A 24,337-nucleotide genomic window follows, 5' to 3' on the forward strand; every position below is an offset into this window, starting at 1 on the left:
AAAACTCATATCAAGTTACAGATAACGCTACTACAGCACATAATTAAGAAAATGAGTAAGTAAGGATAACTATTGGTATATATCTGAGGAATCTAATTTAAAACCCCAGTTAACGTATCATTTATTATTGTTGTAATTTTTTCCACATTGTTATTTATAAAGAAATGATTTCCTTCCAAATTATAAATCTTAAAATTTCCACAAGTATGCTTCTTCCAACCAATTATGCCTTTTAGACTAATTAAATCTTCTGTTCCGTTTAATACAGTAATATCGCATGTGATTTTATCCGTTTTTTCTTTATATTCATATGTTTCAACTATTTTAAAATCATGTTTTAGTAAAGGGATGAAAAATTCGAACAATTCTTCGTTATGAATTAATTCTTCTGGTGTTCCCCCTAATTCTATAACTCTATTTTTAAACTCGTTATTTGGTAAATTATAAGTTATCTCCTTCTTTTCCCTTTCACTCGGTGCTTTGTATCCAGAAAAAAAGATATGCTTGGGTTTCTTGAATCCCATTTCTATTATTTTATAGTATAATTCATACGCTAATAGGCTCCCCATACTATGTCCATAAATTGCATAATCTTCCTCACCTATTTTATCCCGAATATTATCAAAGATGTCATCTACCGCTTCTTCTAAGCTATTATAAAATGGTTCATTGAATCTTTTCCCTCTTCCCTTTAACAGTACTGGACATAGATTTATAGATGGGGTTAGATAATCACCCCATTTATAATATAACGCTTCGGACCCTCCTGCATAAGGCAAACAAAATAACATCATTAAAATGCACCTCTATCTGATAAAAGTTTGTAAAAATCATTAATAATAATATCTTGGTTAATCACTGTTATATTACTAGAAATTTCTTCATTTAATGAACATACAGCCATTTTGTATTCTAACTCTATATCAAAAATCGCCATTGAATAAGAATTACTCTTTTCTCTATTATCGGAAAGTATACGAACAGCGTTGTGACTATCTATATTAATAGAAAATGATTTTAGTGACATTGATAATCCGCTTCCATAGCATTTAATATAACTCTCTTTCAATGTCCATACCTCATAAAACTTTCTCAATTGATAATTAACATCACCTTTTTGTATATAAGCATATTCACTATCACAGAAAAAACTTTTTGCTATTTCTTCGTATTCAATATGTTTTATTTGTTCAATGTCAATTCCAACAGGGTTATTACTAATTGCACATACTACAAATTCTCCCGAATGTGAAATGTTAAAGTAATAATTCGGATACCCCTTTAAATAAGGTTTTCCATAATGATTTTTCCCCCATACTATTCTTTCATTACCGATTTTAAGCTTTTTATTTGTTAGAGTCCTTACTAGTAATTCACCAATCAAGGTTCTAATTTTATCTTTTTTATTAATAAATTTTTTTATTCTATATCTTTTCTCTTCATCTATCCACGAACAAATTTTTTCTAATTTTCGATCATTTATATCTTTAATTTTGGTAACAAAAATTTCCATAAAACCCCTCACAAATCCTAGTTAAATTAATTGATCAACTACAATTATTCGAGCGTTATGCTAGCTGATTTTTCTACTTTCATTAATCGTGGAATGCTAATCATGTAAAAAACTCCTACAAATATTAAACATCCGCCAACTATCCAAAAAAGAGTTTCAACTGCAAGAATACCTGGGTAAAATCCAGCAATAAAAAGTAAGGTTAGTGACTGTGAGAGCATCATCAAAGGATTAATACACCCGTGTACTCTTCCCATCATTTTTGGATTTACTATTTTCGGAATCCAACCTCCAATAGCTACATTAATCATCGGAAGTGCTAGGGCAACTATGCCCGTACAAATAACATACAGCCAAACTGTATTGACTAATGAGCTCAAAATAGTCGCTCCTCCTCCAATAAACAAAGCTAAAATTAGTAAATGATAAAGCTTTATTTTTTGAGAAAGTATAGATGCTATAACACTACCAAGTAAAATCCCGATACCAAAGACTATACTTAATATAATTGAAACTTCTTCATAGTTTCTTGGGGCTAGTTTGTATTTTAAAATAAATACCTGCATCACTGAGAGCCCTCCATTTAAAATTCCGAAAACTATAAATCCGGAGATAAGTGTAAGTAACAAGTTGTGGTTCAAAATATAACGTATTCCCTTCACAAAATCCTTCATTACAATTGAAATGTTCAAATCCTTGATAGTATGTTTTCCGTTTGGCATACGAATTTCTTCTGACATTCTACAAGATTTTATAAGAAGAGCACTAATAAAAAAACTAATTGCATCAATTAAGATTGCACCATAAATACCGATTACCCAATAACAATAAATCCCGATACCACTACCAAAAAGCATAAACAAACTTGTAACCATCTGATTCAAACCAACTGCAGTAGCATAATCATCTCTTGTTAAAACACCTTGTACAAGGGATGATTGCGCGGGTGTAAAAAAGCTCTTTACCATACTTCTTAAAAATAACAGCGCAAATGCTACTGGCATCCAGTTTAGAAAAAGAGACCACAATAATAAAAGCGATAATATAGAACAAATCCAATCACAATTTTGAGCTATTTTTTGTCGATCAATCCTATCAGTAACTACACCAACAAGAAAAAATACTACTAATGTGGGCAAAGACAACATCAACTCCGTAATAGTAGCATATGCAGGTTGGTGCGAAAAACGATTTAAAAAATAAAACATAAGTGCAGTTAAACCAATTGTACTACCCATTTGTGAAGTAAAAGATGCAAAAAATAGCCTCGAGTAATTCCCATTTTGAAATATAACTAAAATTTTCTTCATAAGGACTCCCCATTTAATTTGACTTAATTCTAATTATTCAGATTTTAACACCTTTGCTATGTTTGAAACGTAGAATATCTAAATCCCTAACGTTCATGGCAGTTCCTGTGGTTAGAGCCTAACACACTACTTTAAGAAATAATTTGCCACTAGGATTTCTATCGCGAATTACACGTCCAAATGTACACTACCACTCATTAAATTGTATAGTTTTTTATTCTGATATTCATAATCCAAACATAACTATCCAAAATCATCCTCCTTTTGATATGCAGTTTATTTTCTCTAACTTTCCACGCTGCATTCTAATACTACCTTATATTGTAATCAAAATAATAAACGAATTATTTTCTCAAGTTGTCAAAATCACTAATAAATCATATTTATTAGTGATTTTGACAACTTGATTTCTCCTCTAAAAAACGTAATATTACTGTAAATTGTTTTCAAAAAAATAATTATGTATATCCACAATTATTACAAAAAGGAATGAACACCAATGTTATCCTATCCCTTATAACTGTTTTAACTTAAGTATGAAATTCATTTTTGGAGTGAAAATGATGTGGGGTATGTCTATGAGGTTTAGTCTTCCAAAAAAAATTGTAATGAGTAAATTCTTACCAAGAAAACGTTATTCGTATTTATGATACATATATAAACCATATTTTTACTCAGTTATTCTAGGGCAATTGAAGTGGCAAGTTTAAGCCACTTCAATTGTCCTAGAAATGTTACATTTTTATCTAACATCAAATTAACAATATAAGCAAAAAGCTACTTATAATTCAGATGTTTTTCCTTAAAAATTTTTTGATTTATCTTTTGCAGGTAAAATGTAGTTTTCCCCTTTTTCATATATAGAAAGTATTCTTTTCAAGAAAGTAACTTTTGGTACTAACCAATAAGCAATTATCGCTGAAACAATCCCTAATATAGCACCTGTTATAACATCGAAAGGATAATGAACTCCTACCCAAATACGAGAAATGGCTACACAGAATGCAAGTGTAATCCATAGCCAACCAATCTTTTTATGAACAAGCCAAAATGAAAAACAAATTGAAAAGAATAAAATTGTATGGTCACTTGGAAATGAATTATCAACAGCATGCTCTACCAATTTATTAACATTGGGTAACTCTGCAAATGGTTGATAATTTGAATGTAACTTTCCTGCTATTTTCCCGATAACCTCAGCAATCACAAAAGCAATCATCGCTTGAACAACCATCATTCGATTTTGGTTAGATCGAGTAAACCAATACACTACAATAATTAAAGCTAAGAAATATACCATATATTCTGCCACGAACGTCATAGTAGAATTGAGAAATGGGTACTGTTTACCTAAATCGTTAACGGCTCGAAAAGCATCAATATTGAACTGAGAAAAAGACATTTTCAAACTCCTCCTTACCATATATATAAATCAAACGCTAATTAAAATTTTTTAATCTACTTTTTGTTACTACCTAATAGTTTTAGATGGTCCCATTTTATTATTCTTAATGAATATCTACCTTTTTAAAATATGAAATCAATAATACTAATCCAATAATAGATGTTCCGAATATACCTATATAGGAGTACTCGGGAGGATAAGTGGGCTGAAGCGTATTTCTTGAGATATCACCTGCTGCTGCCCATGGAAACAATCCTCTATGTTCTGAATTTGCTGTCATTAAATTAATCATGGTTATTACAACTGTAAATACAATGGTCGGTACGTAATTCTTAAGTACAATTGTTAAAAGTATGATTGGTGTTGATAAAATAAAAAGCAATAATCCACCTATCAAAAACTGTACAAAAGATTCCCTTATTAAGGATGAACTTAGTCCATCAAATTGAAATATTATCCCTAATAATAATGTTAATCCCCATGCTACAAAAGTTAACATCATAATCCACGAAAATAGAAGTAGGAATTTACTTATAAGAAAATTCATACGTGATACAGGTATAGTTAATAAATTCTTTAATGTATCTTCTGTATATTCCCGAATAAATAGGTAGGCGGTTACTACCCCATATAGTGGTACTCCTATTATTAGAACAGTATATAAATTTACTTCACCAAACAATTGACTAAATACAATAGTAGGAGTAGGATGTTTAGTTTTTAAGCTTACAAATGATGCTACTACTACCATAAAAGGTACTACCGATGCACCGAGAATACTAATTAAGAACATATGGGATCGTTTTAACTTTAATAATTCTGTATATAACAGATTAACCAATTGTTCCACCTCCAACTAATTTTGTGAAGTAATCTTCTAATCTGTCTTCACTCATCAAGATTTTCAAAACCTGAATATCATTTTGTACAAATATTTTATTAATATCTCCTTGTTGCCCAAGTTTAGAATAAACGCGAATAATCCCCTCATTATGAACTTCATAATCAAAAATACCAAAGTTTTTCTCTAAGATTTTTGTAGCTTTATTGTCATTCGATACTTGAAACTCAATATATTTGCGATTCTTTTTTCTAAGGCTGTTAAATTCGATTTCCTCTAAGAGCTTACCTTCATGAATGATCCCCATATGATCTACTAACTGTTCTATTTCCGATAAAATGTGGCTGGATATTAATAAAGTAATTTTTCTTTCTTTAGCTAAATTTTGTATCAATCTTCTAATTTCCTTAATTCCTATTGGGTCCAAACCATTAGTAGGCTCATCTAATATTAATAATTCTGGGTAATGAAGAAGAGATCTAGCAATCCCTAATCTTTGCTTCATCCCTAAAGAATATTTACCCACAAGCTTTTTAGTTTCATGTTGCAATCCCACGATTTCTAACGCTTCATCAATTGCATTTTTTTTGTGTATCCCAATAATTTTTGCATTAATTAGTAGATTTTCCCGTGCTGTAAGATTCTCATAAAATCCAGGAACTTCAACAATAGACCCAATTCTTTTAAGGATTTCTTTTTGATTTTTTAATAAATCTTCTCCAAATATTTCAATCTTTCCATGGGTGGGCTTTATCAATCCTAATAACATCCTAATTGTAGTCGTCTTCCCTGCACCATTTCGACCTAAAAAGCCGTAAATTTCTCCTTGATTTACGGTTATATTAAGATTATCCACTGATTTCTGATTGCCATAAATCTTTGTTAAATTTGTAGTCTTTATTATTGCGCTCATGTAAGAACACCAACTTTCTTGTATGCTTATGTTTTTAGTATAGAAAGCAAATTTTAAACCGGGCTTAACTATTTCTTAACTATTTCTTAATTATGAAATTAACTATTCATCATTAACTCCATCTTGCTCCCTTGTACAATAAAGATAACCCCACTCTCCTTTGACTTTGATATAAGTCTCATCTATATGCCAAGTATAGTGTGCAAATTTGTTTTTCTTTTTCCAAATCTGATTAACATCAGGGTATGTTACAATTACTTGACCTTTATGTAATAAGTCTTCAAACACTACTATTTCTCTTTCTTGCTGTTTAGTACCAATGAAAGTAATAGCTAGCTTTACAAAACCTTTTTTCTTTTTCTTTTTCAGTAAACTTAGTCTCAACAGTTACTTCTTTACCCTCAATTAATAATTGAGGGTAATTAGTATACAATTGATAAATAGAAAAAAGAAGACGTGAAATTCAAAATTTAATGAATAAACTATTTGAATATTAATTCTTTAAACGAGAAGAGCCCTCCAAATAGGACGGCCCTTCTTTATTTCACATATAAATAGGCTTGCTTACAGTAATTTTTTGTATAGGACTTTTTCTTAACACATATACTATTTTTGAACCTGTTTACCAATACGCGTCCTGTTGGTATCTTGAATTCCTCCTAAAAGGGCGGCAGTTACGACTGCATGTCCTTTTTATTTATATTGGTGGCTTTTATCTACCAATATAGATACAGACTAACAAATGCAATATTACATATTAATCTCTTTCCAGATGATGTTAGAATTTCTTATGTTGTTTATTCCATAGTAGAGTTATGGTTTCTGATCTAATTCATCAATATGTGAGTGAGCTTTTTACCAACAAGAAAAGACACTCTGAAAAATTGACCTATAATCCTAAAATTTCTACAATCTGACGAGCTTTAGCATTCTCAATATAATAGTGCATCTCTAAACCTCTTCTATCTGCACGGAGTACGATTCCTTTTAATTTTGCTAAATGTTGTGAAACAGTGGACTGTGGAAGTCCTAATATTTCTGTTAACTGTGTAACATTACACATTTTATGATGCATTAATTCACTTATGATTTTTAATCGAACCGGATGCGACATTACCTTTAATACATCTACATCTTCTTCACGGATTTTAGCTAGATCACTATTAGATATTACTGTTAACATTTCGCATTCTCCTTTATCATTAATTTCTATTCTCCTATTATCCCTATAAGTAACACTTATAGATAATTACTATTTGTCCTGTTGAGAAAATATATTCTTTTTTTAATACAAAAAGGACATCTATCCTGAAAACATTTTTTCTGCTTCAATGAATGGATGTCCTCTAATTTTTAGCTAGAATATTTTTTGTTAATTTTATTAATGTTTATGATATTATTCTTTTACATAACTTTGAATAAGGCTTAATAAGCTTCATTAAGCAATTGTCTCCTTCTTTAAAGACAATTTTAAATTCAATATTTAACTTTTTATATTGAACACGTATAAGAATCTCTGTTCATCTCACCTTTTATAGATTTTCCGAACGAGAAAGCCCACTACGGTATGATAGCACCTTGAATGAGAGTGAGGTCAAATACGATGTACAAATAAAAAACCGAAGGTACATTCCGTACATCAAGAATTTGAAATGGTATCATTTTCATAATAGACAAGTAAAAGTGTCTAAAACAATCTTGTTCTCTGAAAACAGAATACATAGGAGGTTGGAGTAACAAATTCTTCTACTCCGTAAAAATGTATTGAGCCGTCAAGCACGAGACGCTAAAACACATTTGAGAACTTACAATCTGACTCGTTTGGTAATAGAATGAGTGCCGTATCTGCTATATGCACTGGATACGGAGTGGTGATGGCACACCGCAATCTTGCACGTCAGCGATACTAGAAATAGACTTCGCCTTTGGTAGCAAGAATCCCACTGACGTTAGTCAGCTTGTGTCTTTAGCCGCGGGAGTGTCAAAACATATATTATTTCTCAACATAACTAAATAGAATTAAAATTTCACGTTCGATTGTACAGTTCAAATTCCTTTTCTAACGAATACAAAATTTGTCAGGCATACAGCTAACAATCAATGTTCTTTTTTATTCGTATAGTAAATTCTTTGTAAATCCTCAATTTCATTTCACATCAGTATTAAGGTGAAATAAAATTGGAATAAAGAAAAAACCTTGCATTCCGACAAAATTGCAAGGTTTTTCGCTAAGTTCCAGTGCAGTCTTTCTATTAACCACCAGTGTTTCCATTTGAGTATTGCGTCACTTCTTGTGTTACTATTGAAGTTTCTTTTTGAATATTTGCACTCGCTAAACTAAAAATAGGAGTGCTCGTATTTATTTTCGTCTATTCCTTTTCTGGCCAAATTTTCGCGTTTGGTTCTAATAACCACTTGTGGTCTTCCTCCATGATACGATCATTCCATGGGTTATTCTCAAGGTGCCGAATCATCCAACAAAAATACATTGCATATCCAGGTGCAGTTGCTTGTGGGTGGTCTAGCTCACCTGGAATTGTAATAAAGCTATTATGTACAACGCGATAAGCGTCCTCACCTACCATTGCACATCCAAATCCCTGTGGCTTGTTAAAGCGATAATAATATACCTCTGGTTGGTCATGATGATGCGGTGGGTAACTGGACCATCGCCCTGGATAAGAAATAACTTCTCCTACTACCAGATTAGAATATGCTGCATTGTTATAGTCAAAAATCGTACGAATAACACGCTGCGCTGTTCCCTCCCATACGCCTTCTCCAGCTACAACACTTTGACACTCATTTGGATTATACAACTTGGACGCAAATTCTTGGTCATTATCTGTTTTTTGGACAAGCACTTCACTATCTGAAAGAGCAGTAATTGTAACCTTCACATTTTTAGCCACATGTAAACACCAAGGATTTTCTTCAAAAACAGACTGCCTTTGAATAACTTGTTCCATTCCATCCCACTCTAAACGTATTGCCCCTTCTAGTAAAAGTACTGCCGTTTCATTCTTATTATCAAATAACAGCTCTTCTTTTCCATTAGACATCTTATATATACCTATATCCATTAACATATCACTGCATTGACCGTTCATTTCTGTTAATACATTATACCCTTCATTTAATTTACCTAATTTACCTAACATGATGTTCTCCCCCTTTTTTTTATGGCTAATCTATCATTCTCTACCTTTGTCAGCTAACTAAATAATGAAGAAAGCTTTTCTGGTTGTGCTTTGTTTTCACTTCCGAAAATGAGCATATGATTTTTAACGTTTTCGTATGCGGACTCAATTACATCTTGATGATACGTAAAGTAATCTAAATAAGGAGTATTTAGGACAGCAGTGTTAACCGCAGAAACTATATTCTGAAACGTCGCTGTTGCTACATTAATTTTTCGAACACCATGTTGAATACATTGCTTGAAATCCTCTGGGCTAATGCCAGACCCACCATGTAATACTAAAGGAATATCGACTATCCCATTAATCTCCTGCAAGCGGTCTAATCGTAAATCAGGGTCTCCATTGTACATCCCGTGCGCATTTCCAATCGCAACAGCTAACGCATCAACATCTGTTTCTTCTGCAAATCTTTTTGCTTCTTTAGTACTTGTCAGCATCATTTCAATATCTTCTGATCCGTCCTCACTACCACCTACTCTGCCAATCTCAGCCTCTACTGTCGCTCCGTACTGTTTCGCAAGCTCCACAACTTCTTTTGTCCTTTGGATATTCTCTTCTAACGGATAGTGAGAGCCATCAAACATAACCGAACTAAAACCAATTTCTAATGTCTCTTTAATTTTTTCAAACGTCATACCGTGATCAAAGTGAACTGCTACTGGAACAGTTGCTTTTTTCGCTGCAGCTACCATCAAAGGGCCAATCATATGAATTGGCGAATGATTCAAACGAACTTCCGCAATTTGTAGAATAAGCGGCGAATGTAACTCTTCTGCTGCTTGAATAGCTCCCATTACCATTTCCATATTAGCGACACTGAAAGCTCCAACCCCATATTTCTCTTGATTTGCCTTTATTAAAATATCTTTCATTTGAACTAATGGCATTACATACTCACCTATTTCAATATTATTTATTAAATGTAAAATCAACCTTCTCGTCTTTTTATTCCTTTTGTAAAAAAGACCTGTTGATTGTCATATCATTAACTTAGGGATAATCTCAAAATGCGGAAATTAAAGACGTGCTTTTTCTTGTATAAATTTTCGGGCTTTTAATGCGTATTCAAAAGGATTCGCTAAAGCTGGGTCTTGCTCTGCTTCTACCACAAACCATCCTTTATACTCAGAGTTCGCAAGGGTAGTAAACACTTCATCAAATACAATTACGCCATCTCCAGGAACTGTAAATGCACCATTCTTCACTGCCTGCAAGAAGCTTAAATTGTTTTCCTTTACAGCATCTACTACTTCCTGGCGAATATCTTTTAAATGTACATGTTTAATACGAGGTAAATATTTTTTCAAAACATAAAGTGGCTCTTCTCCTGAAAAAACAAGATGACCTGTATCAAAAAGTAGGGATACAAGCTCTGGATTCGTCATATCCATTAACTTTTCAATTTCTGCCGTTGTTTGAACACCCGTACCCATATGGTGATGGTATACAATATGCAGCCCCTTTTCCTGAGCTAATTTACCGAGATGATGTAACCCATCCGCTAGCTTTTCCCACTCTTCTTCTGTAAAAACAGGCTTATTTTTAAATAGTGGTACATCTATTAAACCTTGAATACTATGCCCTTGCTCTGAAACAACGATGACTTTTGCACCCATGTCATGCAAGAAATCCCTATGCTTAATAAATTCTTCTACCGTCTCTTCAATCGGCTTCGTTGTTAAAAACGTACTAAACCATGCACTAGCAATCTCCAAGTTTCGTAATTCCAAAGATTTTTTTAATACAACTGTATTTCTCGGGTATTTATTCCCTACTTCACTTCCATTAAATCCAGCTAGTGCCATCTCACTAATACATTGTTCAAACGTATTTTCTGCTCCTAGCTCCGGCATATCATCATTTGTCCAAGCAATTGGTGCAATTCCAAGCTTAATTGTATTTTCTTTGAACATCCCCTTGTCTCTCCTCTTTACAAAATGTGATAGAAACTTGCCAACTTCTCTTATCTGATTGTTAAAAAGAGAGCTTCCTAGACAATATGCATGTAGATAAAAGCTCTCTTTGTGTCCTAATCTAATATGACCTTGCCTGTTGCAAGTTACTTACTTTACTCTCGTACGCAGCTTGTACACTATGACTTTTAGATACTTCTGCAACACCTACATGCCACCATGACTCGTATCCATTTGTCATTGTTTTTGGTAATACTTTAATATCAATTAATGTAGAAATTGTTTGTTTTTTCGCATCTATAAGTGCTTCCCGTAATTGTTCTATTGATGTAACATGATACGTTTTTACACCATATCCAGCCGCGCTAGCTGCAAAATCAATTTTCATAATAGCCCCGTTTAATTTACTAGTTTCCTGGTTTCGGTAGCGAAATTCTGTTCCAAAGCTGCCCATACCGTTTCCCATTTGTAAGTTATTAATGCAGCCAAATCCGGAGTTATCAAACAATAAGACGTTAATTTTTTTATTTTCTTGAAGACTTGTGACAAGCTCAGAATGAAGCATCTGGTAACTACCATCCCCTACCATTGCATATACTTCCTTCGATGGTTCAGCTATCTTTGCACCTAGTGCGCCCGCAACCTCATAACCCATGCAAGAGTATCCATACTCCATGTGATATGTATTTGGTTTTCTTGATGCCCACATTCTTTGTAAATCACCCGGAAGACTTCCTGCCGCGCCAACAATAATTGCATCTTCATCAAGTAATGTATTGATTTGTCCAATGACCGTAGTCTGTGTTAATTCTGTACCAAGTGCGTCTACATACTCATTTAAATTCTCATCGAAATGACCTTCAACTTCCGGCGTGAAACCTTGACCTGTAAAGCGAATATTATGTAGACGTGCTAATTCTGTTTCCCAAGCCTCTTTTGCATCAGTGATTTCTACTGTGTAACTAGATTGATACTCAATCGATTGCAGTTCATCTATTAGAGCAAGAAGTGTTTCTTTTGCATCTGCTATCACCTTCAATGCATCAAGCTTATTCGCATGGAATTCCGAAATGTTGATGTTTAAAAACTCAACCTCTTTATTCTGGAACAATTGCTTAGATGCCGTTGTAAAATCAGTAAATCTTGTCCCGATTCCAATAACAAGATCCGCTTCCTTTGCAATTGTATTAGCTGCTAAATTCCCAGTTACCCCAATGCCGCCAAGATTATATGGATGACAACTTTCAATCGCGCTTTTCCCTGCTTGCGTTTCTCCAAATGGAATGCGGAATGCCTCAGCAAACTGTTTCAGTTCCTCTGCCGCTTCTGCGTATCTTACTCCACCACCGCAAATCATAATTGGCTTTTTCTTTCTCTTAATCATTTCAACCGCATCCACTAAACTGGCTTTTGTAGGTAGACGACGCTCAATACGGTGAACGCGCTTTTGGAAGAAGTAACTTGGAAAATCCCACGCTTCCCCTTGGACATCTTGTGGTAAGCAAATTGTTACAGCTCCTGTATCTGCCGGATTCGTTAAAACACGCATGGCTTGAATCATAGCCGTCATCAATTGTTCAGGACGATTTACCCGGTCCCAGTACTTACTTACCGCACGAAAAGCATCATTTGTAGAAATAGATAAGTCATGTGTTTGTTCAATTTGTTGAAGAACAGGATCAGGTTGTCTTGTTGCAAATACATCACCTGGAAGTAGTAAAACGGGAATATTATTTGCAGAAGCTGTTGCAGCAGAGGTAATCATATTTGCTGATCCAGGACCAACAGAAGAAGTACATGCCATAATTTGTTTTCTGTGTTTTTGTTTTGCAAACGCCATCGCAGCATTTGCCATTCCTTGCTCATTTCTCCCTTGATATACTTCTAATTCCCCAGCGTCTTCTTCTAAAGCTTGACCAAGGCCTACTACATTCCCATGACCAAAAATCGTAAAGATTCCCTTAATAAACTTTTGTTGTTCTCCATCAAACTCTACGTATTGCTGATTCAAAAATTTCACCAAAGCTTGTGCCGTCGTCATTCTAACAGTTTGCATATTGTTTGCTCCTTTCTATCTCTATCAGTCATTCTACATATGAAAAAGGAGTATCAGGAATTTGATAGACTCCTAATACTTCCTTCTTATGTTTTACTACCTTCCTTACTTTCGCTTCCAAGCACCTAGAGAGATTCTACTTCTCTCTTCATGATTACTTTTCCCAACGAGATGTAAGCATTTTCTTTCTAGTATAAAACTCAACGCCGTCAGTACCGTTCGCATGAAGATCTCCATAGAAAGAATCTTTCCAGCCAGAGAACGGGAAGAATGCCATCGGTGCTGGAACCCCAACATTCACACCTAACATACCTGATTCAATTGTTTCACGGAATTGACGTACACTTGCCCCGCTATCGGTATAAATGCAAGCTCCATTTGCAAAACGAGACTCATTGGCAATTTCAATCGCTTCATCCAATGATTTCACACGAACAATAGATAAAACAGGAGCAAAAATCTCATCTTGCCAGATTTTCATTTCTTTTGTAACATGGTCAAAAATTGTTGGGCCAACGAAGTAGCCAGCTCCTTTTACAGCCGTATCTTCGCGTCCATCACGAACTAATGTAGCGCCCTGTTCTACACCTGAATCGATGTAACCAATTGTACGCTCTTTATGGTTATCACGAATAACTGGTCCTAAAAATACATCTTCATCAAGACCATTTCCGATGACAATTTTATTTGCTTCTTCTACGAGTCTTTCAACTAATTGATCTGCAATTTCTTCTTCTACTGTTACAACAGAAGCAGCCATACAACGCTCACCAGCTGAACCAAATGCAGCACTAATAATTTGCTTTGTTGCTAGTTCAAGATTCGCATCATTTAATACAATGGAATGGTTTTTCGCACCTGCTAATGCTTGCACGCGTTTTAAGTTTTCTGTTCCTTTTTTGTATACATATTCTGCCACAGGCTGAGAACCTACAAATGAAATTGCCTTCACTAATTTATGTTCCAGAAGACCGTTTACTACATCGTGAGCGCCATTTACGATATTTAATACACCTTTTGGTAAGCCTGCTTCTTCAGCTAATTCTGCTAATCTTGCTGCTAGAAGTGGTGTACGCTCTGAAGGTTTTAATACAAATGTATTACCACAAGCAATTGCAAGTGGGAACATCCAGCACGGAACCATCATTGGGAAGTTAAAAGGTGTAATCCCGCCTATAACACCAATTGGGTAACGATACATGCCAGACTCAATACCTGTTGCAATATCAGGAAGCTGTTTTCCCATCATTAATGTCGGAGCGCCTGCAGCAAACTCCACGCACTCAATACCACGAAGAACTTCACCGTAAGCCTCGTTATAGCTTTTTCCGTTTTCAATCGTAATTAGTTTCGCTAACTCTTCCCAGTTATCTACTAGTAATTGTTGATATTTAAATAGAATACGAGCGCGTTTTGGTACAGCAGTTTTAGACCAAGATTTGAACGCTTCGTTTGCTGCTAATACAGCTTGTTCAACATCTACTTTTGTTGAAAGTGGTACCTGGGCGATTACTTCCCCTGTTGCTGGATTGTATACAGCTTCCATCTTAGTTGAAATAGATTCTACCCATTCGCCGCCAATGTAGTTTTTTACAATTTGTGCTGTTTGTACTGTCATATTCATTCTCTCCCTTTTATGTAATGTAGAAGCGTCCAATAGGATACGCCCTTACTTAATTATTGGTTTATGATGTTTCTATACAATTTCTTCAGCCGTTTCCATGAATGCGGAAATCTCTGCCCTTGTTGGCATTGCATCCGAACAGCTATGTTTGGAAATAACAATGGAAGCAGAAGCGCCTCCTAATCGCATCGCTTGAGGAATCTCAAGCCCTTGCATTAAGCCGTAAATAAACGCAGAAGCATACGAGTCGCCCGCGCCAAACGTCTTTAATACCTTTGTTTTAAAGATACCGCCTCTGTGAGATTGACCGTCTCTCGTATAAGCGATTGACCCATCCCCGCCATGTTTAATTACAACGATTTTCGCATGATGAGAAAACCATCTTTCAGCCGTAACTTGGTCATTAGATTGTTCATAGTTTAATAGTTTTTCCATCATATCGAATTCTTCACGCGTTCCAATAATGACATCAGATTTTTCAGCTGCTAGATTGTAATACACAGCCGTTTCAGCTTCTGACTGCCATGTATAAGGGCGGTAATCCACATCAAAAAATACGACTACATCATGCTTACGCGCATATTCTAGCGCTAAAAATACCGCTTCGCGAGAAGGACTTTTCGCTAAAGCCGTTCCTGAAATTAAGAGAGCTTTTGATTGTTTAATATAGTCCTCAGAAACTTCTGTTGGATCAAGATTTAAATCTGCGACATTGTCGCGGTACATTAAAATACTGCAATCTTCAGGGCTTTTAATTTCTGTAAAAGCTAGACCTGTCACCGCACCTGTACGATCGATACGTATCCGATCTGTATTAATATTGTTATCCTTTAAGTATCCTGTAATAAAGCGGCCCATTTGATCATCGGAAACTTTACCGATAAATCCTGTCTGTAAGCCAAGACGCGCCGCACCAATTGCGATATTCGCAGGAGAACCTCCCACATACTTAGTAAATGTTCTTGTTTCTTCCATAGGACGTTGTGTTTCGTTGGCATTTAAATCAACGCATAAACGCCCAACTGCAATTAGGTCTAATGGACAATCTTCTTTAAAAATAAGTGGATTCATTGTTTCTACCTCCCATGCTTTATGAAAGAGTGAATGACATAGTTCATATTTTTATAAACTTACTATTCATTACTCTTTATCTATCTAGAAGTAAGCGTTCTCTTTATTGATTTAATACAGGCTGTTTATGTTCAATTTGAACAGGTTTTCCAGTTAGTAATGATTCCTTCGCAGCTTTCGCAATTCGTTCTGCTTGTAACCCATCATTACCACTGCAAATAACAGCTTGTCCTTCTATAATTGACTTTGTAAATTGCGTTACTTCCTCAATGTAAGCTTGCGTGTAGCGCTCTAAGAAGAAATAAAGCGGCTTGTCTTTTACAACACCTTCTGTTTTTGAAACTTGTACTGTTGTCGGACAGCAATTATCCGCAGCAACCGCGCCTTTTTCACCAAACACTTCAACACGCTGGTCATATCCATAAACAGCTTGGCGGCTATTATCAATGACCCCCAAAGCTCCATTCGCAAATTTTAATGTGACAATTGCTGTATCAACATCATTTACTTCCTGAATGGACGGATCAATTAATGTTGTGCCATATGCAAATACTTCAATGACTTCACTATTCATCACATAACGAGCCATATCAAAATCATGAATCATCATATCCATAAACAATCCACCTGAAGAGCGAACATACTCTATACTTGGTGGTTGTGGATCTCTAGACGTAATTTTTAAAATATGTGGGTGTCCCACTTCTCCTTGTTGAATAAGATCATAGACTTTCCTGAAGTTAGGATCGAAACGACGATTAAAACCTACTTGAAGAGATACCCCTTGTTCTTTTACTACTTCTAATGCATCTAATGTTTCTTCTACTGAGAAACTAACAGGCTTTTCGCAGAAAATATGTTTTTTCGCAAGAGCCGCTTCTTTTATAATTTGCGCATGTGTATTTGTTGGTGAACAAATAAAGACAGCATCAATTTCTGGATCTGCTAATAAATCCTGATAGTTTGTAGTCAGAGTGGAAATCCCTTTATCCTCGGCCCACTTTTCTAGATGACTAATCACAACATCTGAAACCGCTTTAATTTTTACTTGTGGCATCAGCTGCAAGTTATCTACATGCAGTTTCCCTATTCGTCCAGCACCAATAATTCCAATCGTTAAAACATTCATATGATTTCTCCCTCTTTATTTAAATTTAAGAAAAAAATGAAAGTCTATAAGGTTTAGCACATCAAATTTAGTTAAGCGCTTTCCCTATTTTTCTTCATTATACACACTTGATTCTAAATTGAAAACATTTTTATTTTTTTGAATACTCTTCTTTTCATCCGAATTTCAAATTTCGTAAGTAAACGTACTACGTCTATATACAAATTAATAATTAGAAACAAATAATCTAAACAACTACAAAAATAATCTTTTAAAATACTGATATAACAAAGAAAACGAAGCCTTTTAAAGGCCAAACTCCCATCTATAAGGTATTCCTTTCTTTTCATACTCACTATTATTTTATTGTCCGATAAGTAAATAGAATGCTCCTATAAAAGAAAGTTGTAAATTGTCAAAAAATTTCATTGACGGTCTTAAAATGTAAGCGTATACTTTTTTTATCAAAAATAATTAAGCGCTTAACCAAAAAATAACTTATCGGTGGTGGGAGAATGAACGCTATTAGTTCAAGCAAAACATTTATGGACAGGATTGGTATCCCCTCTAATTTAACTTGGGGATACATAGGAATTATTGTTTTTATGATTGGGGATGGTTTAGAACAAGGATGGTTATCCCCTTATCTCGTTGAGAGAGGCCTAACGCTAGAACATGCTGCATTTTTATTTACTATTTACGGTATTACTGTATCTGCTTCTTCTTGGTTTTCAGGGGTATTTGTACAAATGTGGGGACCAAGAAAAGTAATGACATTTGGTTTAGTATCATTTATTTTAGGATCAATCGGTTTTATCGGTATAGGAATTCAACATATGAATTATCCTGTAATATTACTTTGCTATGCCCTACGAGGGTTTGGTTATCCCTTATTTGCTTATTCTTTCCTAGTTTGGGTATCTTACAGTACACCTCAACAAATGCTTTCAAGAGCAGTTGGCTGGTTCTGGTTCGTATTCCAGCTTGGACTTAGTGTTATCGGAGCCTTCTATTCTAGCTATATGGTTCCTAAAATCGGGGAAATCGCTACTTTATGGAGTGCTTTAATTTTTGTTGTCGTCGGGGGATTGTTCTCAATTGTTGTAAATAAGGACAGATTTAAAGCACAAACCGTAAGCGCTAACAAATCAAGCGAATTACTAAAAGGCATTACCATCGCATTTGAAAATCCTAAAGTTGGTATAGGTGGTATTGTTAAAATTATAAACTCGGCCGCTCAGTTTGGATTTGTTGTTTTCCTGCCTACTTATATGATGAAATATAATTTTACGATGACTGAATGGCTTCAAATTTGGGGTACTCTATTCTTTGTAAATATGGTGTTTAATATTATTTTTGGTATTGTTGGAGACAAGTTTGGCTGGGTAAATACGATTAAATGGTTCGGAGGAGTCGGTTGCGGAATTGTAACTCTTGCACTCTATTATGTACCACAAATGGTAGGGCATAATTATTGGGCTATATTATTCGTTGCATGTTGCTACGGAGCAACACTTGCCGGTTATGTACCTCTTACAGCATTAGTCCCATCTTTATCTCCTGAAAACAAAGGAGCGGCAATGTCTGTCTTAAATTTAGGTTCAGGATTATCAGCATTTGTTGGACCATTAGTAGTAACTGCTTTCATCGGTCCATTAGGTGTAGGCGGCGTGATGTGGATCTTTGCTGGTTTGTATTTCTTTGGTGCATTTTTAACTCATTTCCTTACTATTCCAAAGGAAAATGAGATGGAACAGGATTTAAATACGAAAAGCGGTGAGCAATACTCTGTATAAACCCTATATACAAAAGAAGGTCATCCTAACTATACCTAGTTACGATGACCTTCTTTTGTTACATTCAAGTAACCTACAAAAATTATCATGTAATATTCTTTACTGAGGATCGTTCTACTAACTGTGGAATAATTGTAATTTTTTGTTTAGCATGCTCCTTCGTTTCCATCGTTTTTAAGAGTTGTTCAAACGTACAGGCTGCCATTTGTTTAATTGGCTGTTCAATCGTCGTTAACCCTGGATCTGCAATCTCAGCATAGATTGTATTATCAAATCCGATAATTGATACATCTTCCGGAATTGAAAGTCCTTGTTTTCTTGCTTCATTCATAAGGCATATAGCAATTAAATCAGTACAAGCGAAAACAGCTGTAGGTCTGTTAGGCAAATTAAGTAGTTCTTTACTTGCACGTTTGCTATCTTCCACTGTCGAATAGCAACTAATAATAGCATCGTCATCTAACGAAATTCCTGAATCCGTTAGAGCTTGTTTGAAACCAGTCAATCTCCCTAAGCTACTTTTTCTATCCTTCTCCATCATAATCGTTAAAGATGTATGGCCTTTCTGCGTTAGATAACTTCCAGCTAGATAGCCTCCCCTCATATCATCTGTTGTCACAACATGAGTCGTAATAGAAGGATGATCTACAGTGAATAATACAAGTGGCAAATCTCGATTCACGATTTTTTTTACAAGCTTATAATCATTTAGCTCCGTTGCAATAATAATACCATCTACTTGCTTCTTAAATAGTAAATCAATGTATTCATGCTCACGTTTTGTTTGATGGTCCGTACTACATAAAATGAGTGTATACCCTGATTCTCGTGCACTATTTTCAAAAGCTCTTGCTACTTCTGCAAAAAATGGATTTGAGATATCTGGGACAAGTACCCCAATCGTATATGTTTTTTTACCTGTTAACGCTGCTGCTACACTACTTGGCTGATAATCTAATTCGTCCATTACCTGATTTACTTTGTTTATTGTTTTTTCACTAATACGCCCTGTTTGATTAATTACCTTAGATACAGTCGCTATTGATACACCTGCTTTTTCCGCAACATCATAAATTGTTGGTTTCACTTTAATTGTCCCTTCTTAATCATCTTTTTCTATATTTTATCATAAATATATTTTGCTTCTTGGTACACAAATGGAATTCTTTTAAAATTTGTAAGTATTTCTATCTTATAGCGTAATGCTTCATATTTACGAATTAATCTACCTTTATGAAACACCTGTAGAAAAAATTTGACCAATTTACTTAATAGACATTTAATATCCACATGCAAGGCTCATTACAACCAGAGCATGCAGTAATACTTATGGTTCTTTCTCCTATTTACACCACCTCACGGTAATCTTTACTTCTTTATTGTAATTCCTAATATTAAGATGTAAAATAACATTATCTTATATGCGCTTAAGATAGATCGGAATAAGAAAAGGAGCCCTTCTGGGTTCCTTTTTCTATGCAAAATAAAAAAGCATCCCATTTAGATGCCCTCTGTACTTATTTTTCTATATAACACTAATTCCTATTGCCCTAAGGATACCTCATACAATACATACTAACCCTACTCATATATAAAACTCTAGTAACTCAAAATGTCCAAGTATCATACATAGAATTAAGCCTATAGGATATACAAAGACTTCTTTCCAATTTATCCATTCATATAGGGGAGATAGTTATACGATGATTAAAACTCCTAATACAATTAAAACAACACACTTTCTTCAAATTCAATCCTTTTTGCTTATCCTTTTATTGTCTCGATAATTGAAACTATTCATTTCCCCTAGAGCTAAGCAGTTAGTTCATTCTAACTGCTCTTTTTATTTTTTATCGTCACCCTTCCATTGTACCTCCATATGTTGTATAGAAATATCTCCTTCTAAATTGTCATTGATGCCTCTTTCAAGTCCTAATGCACATCTTAAAAAGAGCACTTTTAAAAAGTGCTCTTTTTACTTTGCATGTCACTCATCCTACAATGAATTAAGATTTTAACCTACGAATATTTTATGTAATTATTTCCAATACTAAGAGTAGATTGGTAACAGCCAATCTGTATCCATAATGAATCTCTAATTTTCTTGAAATCTCCCTGGGCAAGGCGGCTATTTTTAATAGCCGTCTTTCTTGTATAAATTATAAATATTTGCACATACTATTAGGGGAATGGTTGAATCATTGTCATTGAAAATGTTCAGCACTTCCGCTCCTTAAGAGAACAGTCTACGCAACTGTTCTCTTTCCTATTTCCTTTTTTCACGCATATAATCTGACAAGCATTATTAACTCTAACTCCCCTACAATCAATCGCATTGCAACATTCTCAATATTTCCTCAACAAATTCACAATATTTTTCATGGACAACAGCACACTTTCTCAACAGTTTTAATATCTTAATATTAAATACTGAAAGGAGATGTTGAAAAATGACTTGGTTCATTATTTTAGGGTTTATGCTTATTTTAATAATAAGCGGTTTTCATGCACATAGTATTCATATCATTTTCAAAATAGGTTCAGATACAAAAGCTGTGCCAAGTTGGTCTTTCGTTAATAAAATAAATTTCCAAACATTAAAAGAATTAATAAAAGGACTAAATAAGGATAAACTTAAAATCCTTACAATAGGAGAACTTGTTATTCCTTTAAGTTTCTTTAATAGATTATTTAGCAAAACATTAATTTTTCTATTCCTATTCTTTTACTCTCAATACTTAAACTAATGTAATATAAGATGAGTTAAAGAATAACAATTACTGAGCGTAGCAAGCCAACAATCGATCGCCTATGATGAACTGGACCTGAAGAATTAAACAAAAAATTAAGCGGCTGTTTGAATGTGAGTCCAGTATTATACTGGACTCATTCTTTTTAAATGAACTTTGATTTTTTTGCGATTGTAATGAACATTATACTTATCTAATACTATCTTAATAAGTTCCATACCTTCGAATTTTGTAAGATAAGTTACTTTTTCTTTGTCTTGTTCCGTAATTCCATCTCTTTTTGAACGAAGTCCTTTAACTTCTTTAAATAATCGACTTCCATACGTAAACATTCATTTTCATCTTTTAATGCCTCTATCATCCCTTCAATAGCTGCATTATCTAACTTTAATCTTGTATTTTTATTTCCCATAACTGGATCCCTTTCTTCTTTTATATAGGAAATCCATGTCTTTTAAAATCATATCTTTCCCTTCATCTACGAACTATTTCAATGAATTCCTTAACAAAAATTATTCATTTATTTCCTTTGTTTTTAATCCATTTCTAAACATTTCAGATATCCCCTTTGCCCCCCCCCTATTTTCATTCCATATTTCTCTCCTAAATGAATCGTAGTACATATTATCACCAACACATTTATAGGTTTTAATAGTATTCTTAACAAAATCTTCTTACATTTAAATAGACATACCACTTTATTCTGTCAACTCCATCTATATTGATAAATATAAAAGAATAAATTTATTTGACATTTCAATGACTTATAACAGGAAAATATATACATCAAATGAAACCTGATATATCTTTAATTTGTAAGTTGTAGTTAGTTGGCCAACTTTCCATACAATTTAATAATTTAAAATATGGGGGATCTAAAATGAATCAAGTATTTAGAAAAAGTAAGAAAAAAATGATGTATCTAGTTGGTTCACTTCTAATTTCTCTATCAATGTTTTCAACTACTAGTTTTGCAGCTACAGAAGGTGCTGTAAAAAGTGTTACAAATAGTAGTTATACCGGGATTGCAGCTGATATAAATCTACCAAAATCAGTTGTTGTTAAAGATGGATATGTGAATTGGTATTTAGGTATTGGAGCATCTAAAGTTGAGGGTGGTATTTCAAAAACACCAAGTGGATATAAAGTATTTCTTAATTCAGGATATAATGAATCAGGTCAAAACAGTAAGTATTGGAACACACAATATGATACATCAATTAAAGATGGTGATCGGGTAAACCTTAAAATAATTAATAACGGAAATGGTACGGTTACTATGTATGTAAATGGAAGCCCTAGATATGCAAATCAGCCTGTATATGGCTCATTTTCTCAATGCGAACCAGTAAAAATGGTTCAGGGTGTTGAAGATGCTGGACGTAATTCTTTTAGCCAGGCTAGCTTTTCAAATGTACTTCTAAGAGCAGATACATCTGGATCTACCTACAAAAGTTGGAACGGTTTAATTTCTTCCTCATTTTCAAGACACGGTACTTATGGTAACAATTTCACAGTTTATTCCCAAGTACCATTAAGCGCAAGTCTACGCTAAAGGTGTTATGTGCATAATAATGTTTTTGTGAAAAAAGTAGTTGCACTTGCAGCTACTTTTTTCTATAGAGTACATTGTATTAGATATCTGCGCCAATATAAATGACATCTTTAAACTTTTTCAAAAATAAGCTGTTTATTTAAATGTTATGTATCAAAAAGCGTAGAAATATTTCATTTCTACGCTTTCTATAGGCTAATCAATTCATTCACTTACTATTACAATGCCTCAAATTCATCAATTTCAGCTTTACGCTTTAAAAATAGTTCCATATCTTTACTCTCTCTTTCTATTAAACCAAGAGCATGTGTATCATCCAAGGCTAACTCTTTATATCCCCATATATAATCTATAGTAGTATCTTTGACATGTCTGTGTTCTGCACAATACCATTCTATAGGTTGTAACGCATCGGATATTTCAAATAATTCTGCTGGATACCAAGATGGCATATTTTCACGTTCTCCTAAAATTAAATATGTCAACTCACCACTTTATAACTTACATATGCCATAAACAATATACTCCTTCTTAATAACTAAGTTAAATATTTCCTCGGTTGCCTTTGTTAGATAATCTCCAGTGTTGTACAAACAAGTTACTTTCATAATAAACGCCCCTTATTTATTTTTTATCTCTAAATTTAAAATCATCAAATTCACCAGTTTTTCTATTTTTAACATAATTTAATTCCACACCATTTACACTATGGACCATTTTGACCTATCCATCTTCATTAGGCCATCTAGAATCGTTCATAGTTACAGTTACCCTTATTTTCTAATACTCTCTGGTGATTAAATTTTTACTTAATACTAAACAAACGTAGGAATCAATGATCCTACGTTTGTTTATAAAAATCTATTTATTTAACAATATTTTTTACGTCTCCAATACGTATATCACCATCATGATGATACTCAATGACATACCCCATATCTGGTGAATATATCCAGGTATCAAAACTAACAGCTGTAACATCATATATTACATTTAAAACTTGATGTAAATTTGTTTTGATTACTGGTACTCTAGCATTATCCCAAATAATATATACTGTCTGAGAATATGTTCCAAAACAGTTCTGTAGATATAATTTTATTTCATCCTCATTATATAAATCACCATAGTTTTCAATGTTGGACCAATCTACTCTCCCCCATTGTGTAATAGGGAATGCATTTTCAAAACTTTTTACTACCATTTTTCCTTGAGTATTCTCTAAAATTTCAATGTCTTCACCTAATGCTTCAATACACTCTTCCAACAATGTTGCCAT

20 protein-coding genes and 3 pseudogenes are annotated in these 24,337 nt (G+C 34.0%); 3 read left to right on the top strand and 20 right to left on the bottom strand.

Annotation, left to right across the window (positions count from 1 at the left end; translation table 11 throughout):
* Positions 1 to 92: 92 nt before the first annotated feature.
* The 16 genes and pseudogenes from MR112_RS22630 to iolG form a co-directional block, all read right to left on the bottom strand.
* Entirely contained in the window at positions 93 to 794 is a 702-nt protein-coding gene (locus MR112_RS22630; RefSeq protein ID WP_242245405.1) for a thioesterase II family protein, read from the bottom strand.
* Positions 794 to 1,513 carry a 4'-phosphopantetheinyl transferase family protein gene (locus MR112_RS22635; RefSeq protein ID WP_242245406.1) on the bottom strand — a complete coding sequence of 240 codons (720 nt, stop codon included), beginning with the start codon at positions 1,511 to 1,513 and terminating at the stop codon, positions 794 to 796. Before MR112_RS22635 ends, MR112_RS22630 begins: the two co-directional genes overlap by 1 nt.
* A 44-nt stretch (positions 1,514 to 1,557) precedes the next feature.
* Positions 1,558 to 2,823: an MFS transporter gene (locus MR112_RS22640; protein WP_242245407.1), complete on the bottom strand. Its 1,266-nt coding sequence runs from the start codon at positions 2,821 to 2,823 to the stop codon at positions 1,558 to 1,560.
* An 802-nt stretch (positions 2,824 to 3,625) separates the two neighbouring features.
* Entirely contained in the window at positions 3,626 to 4,225 is a 600-nt protein-coding gene (locus MR112_RS22645; protein ID WP_088362860.1) for an undecaprenyl-diphosphatase, read from the bottom strand.
* A gap of 106 nt (positions 4,226 to 4,331) precedes the next feature.
* The gene (locus tag MR112_RS22650; RefSeq protein ID WP_000247702.1) at positions 4,332 to 5,069 is read right to left on the bottom strand and encodes an ABC transporter permease; all 738 of its coding nucleotides are present in this window, start codon (positions 5,067 to 5,069) and stop codon (positions 4,332 to 4,334) included.
* Positions 5,062 to 5,982: an ABC transporter ATP-binding protein gene (locus MR112_RS22655; RefSeq protein WP_001273092.1), complete on the bottom strand. Its 921-nt coding sequence runs from the start codon at positions 5,980 to 5,982 to the stop codon at positions 5,062 to 5,064. The genes MR112_RS22650 and MR112_RS22655 overlap by 8 nt, the downstream gene beginning before the upstream one ends.
* A 114-nt stretch (positions 5,983 to 6,096) precedes the next feature.
* Positions 6,097 to 6,213, bottom strand: a pseudogene (locus MR112_RS22660) (DDE-type integrase/transposase/recombinase); the annotation flags it as partial.
* Positions 6,208 to 6,394: pseudogene (locus tag MR112_RS22665) on the bottom strand (VaFE repeat-containing surface-anchored protein); the annotation flags it as partial. The pseudogenes MR112_RS22665 and MR112_RS22660, both read right to left, overlap by 6 nt.
* A 477-nt stretch (positions 6,395 to 6,871) precedes the next feature.
* A complete protein-coding gene (locus MR112_RS22670) occupies positions 6,872 to 7,165 on the bottom strand; it encodes an ArsR/SmtB family transcription factor (RefSeq protein ID WP_048535942.1) in 294 nt (97 codons plus the stop codon).
* Between the two features lie 1,186 nt (positions 7,166 to 8,351).
* A complete protein-coding gene (locus MR112_RS22675) occupies positions 8,352 to 9,143 on the bottom strand; it encodes a 5-deoxy-glucuronate isomerase (protein ID WP_149214864.1) in 792 nt (263 codons plus the stop codon).
* Positions 9,144 to 9,196: 53 nt separating this feature from the next.
* Positions 9,197 to 10,072: a class II fructose-bisphosphate aldolase gene (locus tag MR112_RS22680; RefSeq protein WP_242245408.1), complete on the bottom strand. Its 876-nt coding sequence runs from the start codon at positions 10,070 to 10,072 to the stop codon at positions 9,197 to 9,199.
* A gap of 129 nt (positions 10,073 to 10,201) precedes the next feature.
* Entirely contained in the window at positions 10,202 to 11,098 is an 897-nt protein-coding gene (gene iolE, locus MR112_RS22685; RefSeq protein ID WP_242245409.1) for a myo-inosose-2 dehydratase, read from the bottom strand.
* A 121-nt stretch (positions 11,099 to 11,219) separates the two neighbouring features.
* Complete coding sequence (gene iolD, locus MR112_RS22690; RefSeq protein WP_242245410.1) at positions 11,220 to 13,154, bottom strand: 3D-(3,5/4)-trihydroxycyclohexane-1,2-dione acylhydrolase (decyclizing); 1,935 nt, start codon at positions 13,152 to 13,154, stop codon at positions 11,220 to 11,222.
* 154 nt (positions 13,155 to 13,308) lie between these two features.
* Positions 13,309 to 14,772, bottom strand: a complete 1,464-nt coding sequence (locus MR112_RS22695) for a CoA-acylating methylmalonate-semialdehyde dehydrogenase (protein WP_000218125.1) — start codon at positions 14,770 to 14,772, stop codon at positions 13,309 to 13,311.
* A 78-nt stretch (positions 14,773 to 14,850) separates the two neighbouring features.
* Complete coding sequence (gene iolC, locus MR112_RS22700) at positions 14,851 to 15,849, bottom strand: 5-dehydro-2-deoxygluconokinase (protein WP_098670947.1); 999 nt, start codon at positions 15,847 to 15,849, stop codon at positions 14,851 to 14,853.
* Positions 15,850 to 15,952: 103 nt separating this feature from the next.
* Positions 15,953 to 16,978: an inositol 2-dehydrogenase gene (gene iolG / locus MR112_RS22705; RefSeq protein WP_242245411.1), complete on the bottom strand. Its 1,026-nt coding sequence runs from the start codon at positions 16,976 to 16,978 to the stop codon at positions 15,953 to 15,955.
* Positions 16,979 to 17,472: 494 nt separating this feature from the next.
* On the opposite strand from iolG, the gene MR112_RS22710 reads away from it, so the two are divergent.
* On the top strand, positions 17,473 to 18,753 hold the full coding sequence (locus MR112_RS22710; protein ID WP_242245412.1) for an MFS transporter: 1,281 nt from the start codon (positions 17,473 to 17,475) through the stop codon (positions 18,751 to 18,753).
* A gap of 85 nt (positions 18,754 to 18,838) precedes the next feature.
* On the opposite strand, the gene MR112_RS22715 is transcribed toward MR112_RS22710, so the two are convergent.
* Positions 18,839 to 19,840 carry a LacI family DNA-binding transcriptional regulator gene (locus MR112_RS22715; protein ID WP_242245413.1) on the bottom strand — a complete coding sequence of 334 codons (1,002 nt, stop codon included), beginning with the start codon at positions 19,838 to 19,840 and terminating at the stop codon, positions 18,839 to 18,841.
* Positions 19,841 to 21,203: 1,363 nt separating this feature from the next.
* Here MR112_RS22715 and MR112_RS22720 point away from each other — a divergent pair.
* Positions 21,204 to 21,500 carry a hypothetical protein gene (locus tag MR112_RS22720; protein ID WP_000219733.1) on the top strand — a complete coding sequence of 99 codons (297 nt, stop codon included), beginning with the start codon at positions 21,204 to 21,206 and terminating at the stop codon, positions 21,498 to 21,500.
* A 244-nt stretch (positions 21,501 to 21,744) separates the two neighbouring features.
* Here MR112_RS22720 and MR112_RS22725 read toward each other — a convergent pair whose 3' ends face one another.
* Positions 21,745 to 21,915 (bottom strand): hypothetical protein, encoded by a 171-nt coding sequence (locus MR112_RS22725; protein WP_017657691.1) that lies wholly within the window; start codon positions 21,913 to 21,915, stop codon positions 21,745 to 21,747.
* 468 nt (positions 21,916 to 22,383) lie between these two features.
* Here MR112_RS22725 and MR112_RS22730 point away from each other — a divergent pair, with 468 nt between their 5' ends.
* Positions 22,384 to 23,058, top strand: coding sequence for a hypothetical protein (locus tag MR112_RS22730; protein WP_242245414.1), 675 nt, complete (start codon positions 22,384 to 22,386; stop codon positions 23,056 to 23,058).
* A 218-nt stretch (positions 23,059 to 23,276) separates the two neighbouring features.
* On the opposite strand, the pseudogene MR112_RS22735 reads toward MR112_RS22730, so the two are convergent.
* A pseudogene (locus tag MR112_RS22735) lies at positions 23,277 to 23,666 on the bottom strand (hypothetical protein).
* Between the two features lie 257 nt (positions 23,667 to 23,923).
* Positions 23,924 to 24,337, bottom strand: coding sequence for a CDI toxin immunity protein (locus MR112_RS22740; RefSeq protein ID WP_000212604.1), 414 nt, complete (start codon positions 24,335 to 24,337; stop codon positions 23,924 to 23,926).

The sequence above is a fragment of the Bacillus cereus group sp. BfR-BA-01330 genome, from assembly GCF_022663885.1.
In the GTDB taxonomy this organism is placed as follows: Bacteria; Bacillota; Bacilli; order Bacillales; family Bacillaceae_G; genus Bacillus_A; species Bacillus_A cereus.

Coding starts and splice junctions, on each gene's coding strand:
- iolG (WP_242245411.1), bottom strand. CDS start 16,978: ATGAATGTTTTAACGATTGGAATTATTGGTGCTGGACGAATAGGGAAA.
- MR112_RS22710 (WP_242245412.1), top strand. CDS start 17,473: ATGAACGCTATTAGTTCAAGCAAAACATTTATGGACAGGATTGGTATC.
- MR112_RS22630 (WP_242245405.1), bottom strand. CDS start 794: ATGATGTTATTTTGTTTGCCTTATGCAGGAGGGTCCGAAGCGTTATAT.
- MR112_RS22655 (WP_001273092.1), bottom strand. CDS start 5,982: ATGAGCGCAATAATAAAGACTACAAATTTAACAAAGATTTATGGCAAT.
- MR112_RS22720 (WP_000219733.1), top strand. CDS start 21,204: ATGACTTGGTTCATTATTTTAGGGTTTATGCTTATTTTAATAATAAGC.
- iolC (WP_098670947.1), bottom strand. CDS start 15,849: ATGAATCCACTTATTTTTAAAGAAGATTGTCCATTAGACCTAATTGCA.
- MR112_RS22740 (WP_000212604.1), bottom strand. CDS start 24,337: ATGGCAACATTGTTGGAAGAGTGTATTGAAGCATTAGGTGAAGACATT.
- MR112_RS22695 (WP_000218125.1), bottom strand. CDS start 14,772: ATGACAGTACAAACAGCACAAATTGTAAAAAACTACATTGGCGGCGAA.
- MR112_RS22730 (WP_242245414.1), top strand. CDS start 22,384: ATGAATCAAGTATTTAGAAAAAGTAAGAAAAAAATGATGTATCTAGTT.
- iolE (WP_242245409.1), bottom strand. CDS start 11,098: ATGTTCAAAGAAAATACAATTAAGCTTGGAATTGCACCAATTGCTTGG.
- MR112_RS22670 (WP_048535942.1), bottom strand. CDS start 7,165: ATGTTAACAGTAATATCTAATAGTGATCTAGCTAAAATCCGTGAAGAA.
- MR112_RS22675 (WP_149214864.1), bottom strand. CDS start 9,143: ATGTTAGGTAAATTAGGTAAATTAAATGAAGGGTATAATGTATTAACA.
- MR112_RS22725 (WP_017657691.1), bottom strand. CDS start 21,915: ATGGGAAATAAAAATACAAGATTAAAGTTAGATAATGCAGCTATTGAA.
- MR112_RS22640 (WP_242245407.1), bottom strand. CDS start 2,823: ATGAAGAAAATTTTAGTTATATTTCAAAATGGGAATTACTCGAGGCTA.
- iolD (WP_242245410.1), bottom strand. CDS start 13,154: ATGCAAACTGTTAGAATGACGACGGCACAAGCTTTGGTGAAATTTTTG.
- MR112_RS22645 (WP_088362860.1), bottom strand. CDS start 4,225: ATGTCTTTTTCTCAGTTCAATATTGATGCTTTTCGAGCCGTTAACGAT.
- MR112_RS22635 (WP_242245406.1), bottom strand. CDS start 1,513: ATGGAAATTTTTGTTACCAAAATTAAAGATATAAATGATCGAAAATTA.
- MR112_RS22680 (WP_242245408.1), bottom strand. CDS start 10,072: ATGCCATTAGTTCAAATGAAAGATATTTTAATAAAGGCAAATCAAGAG.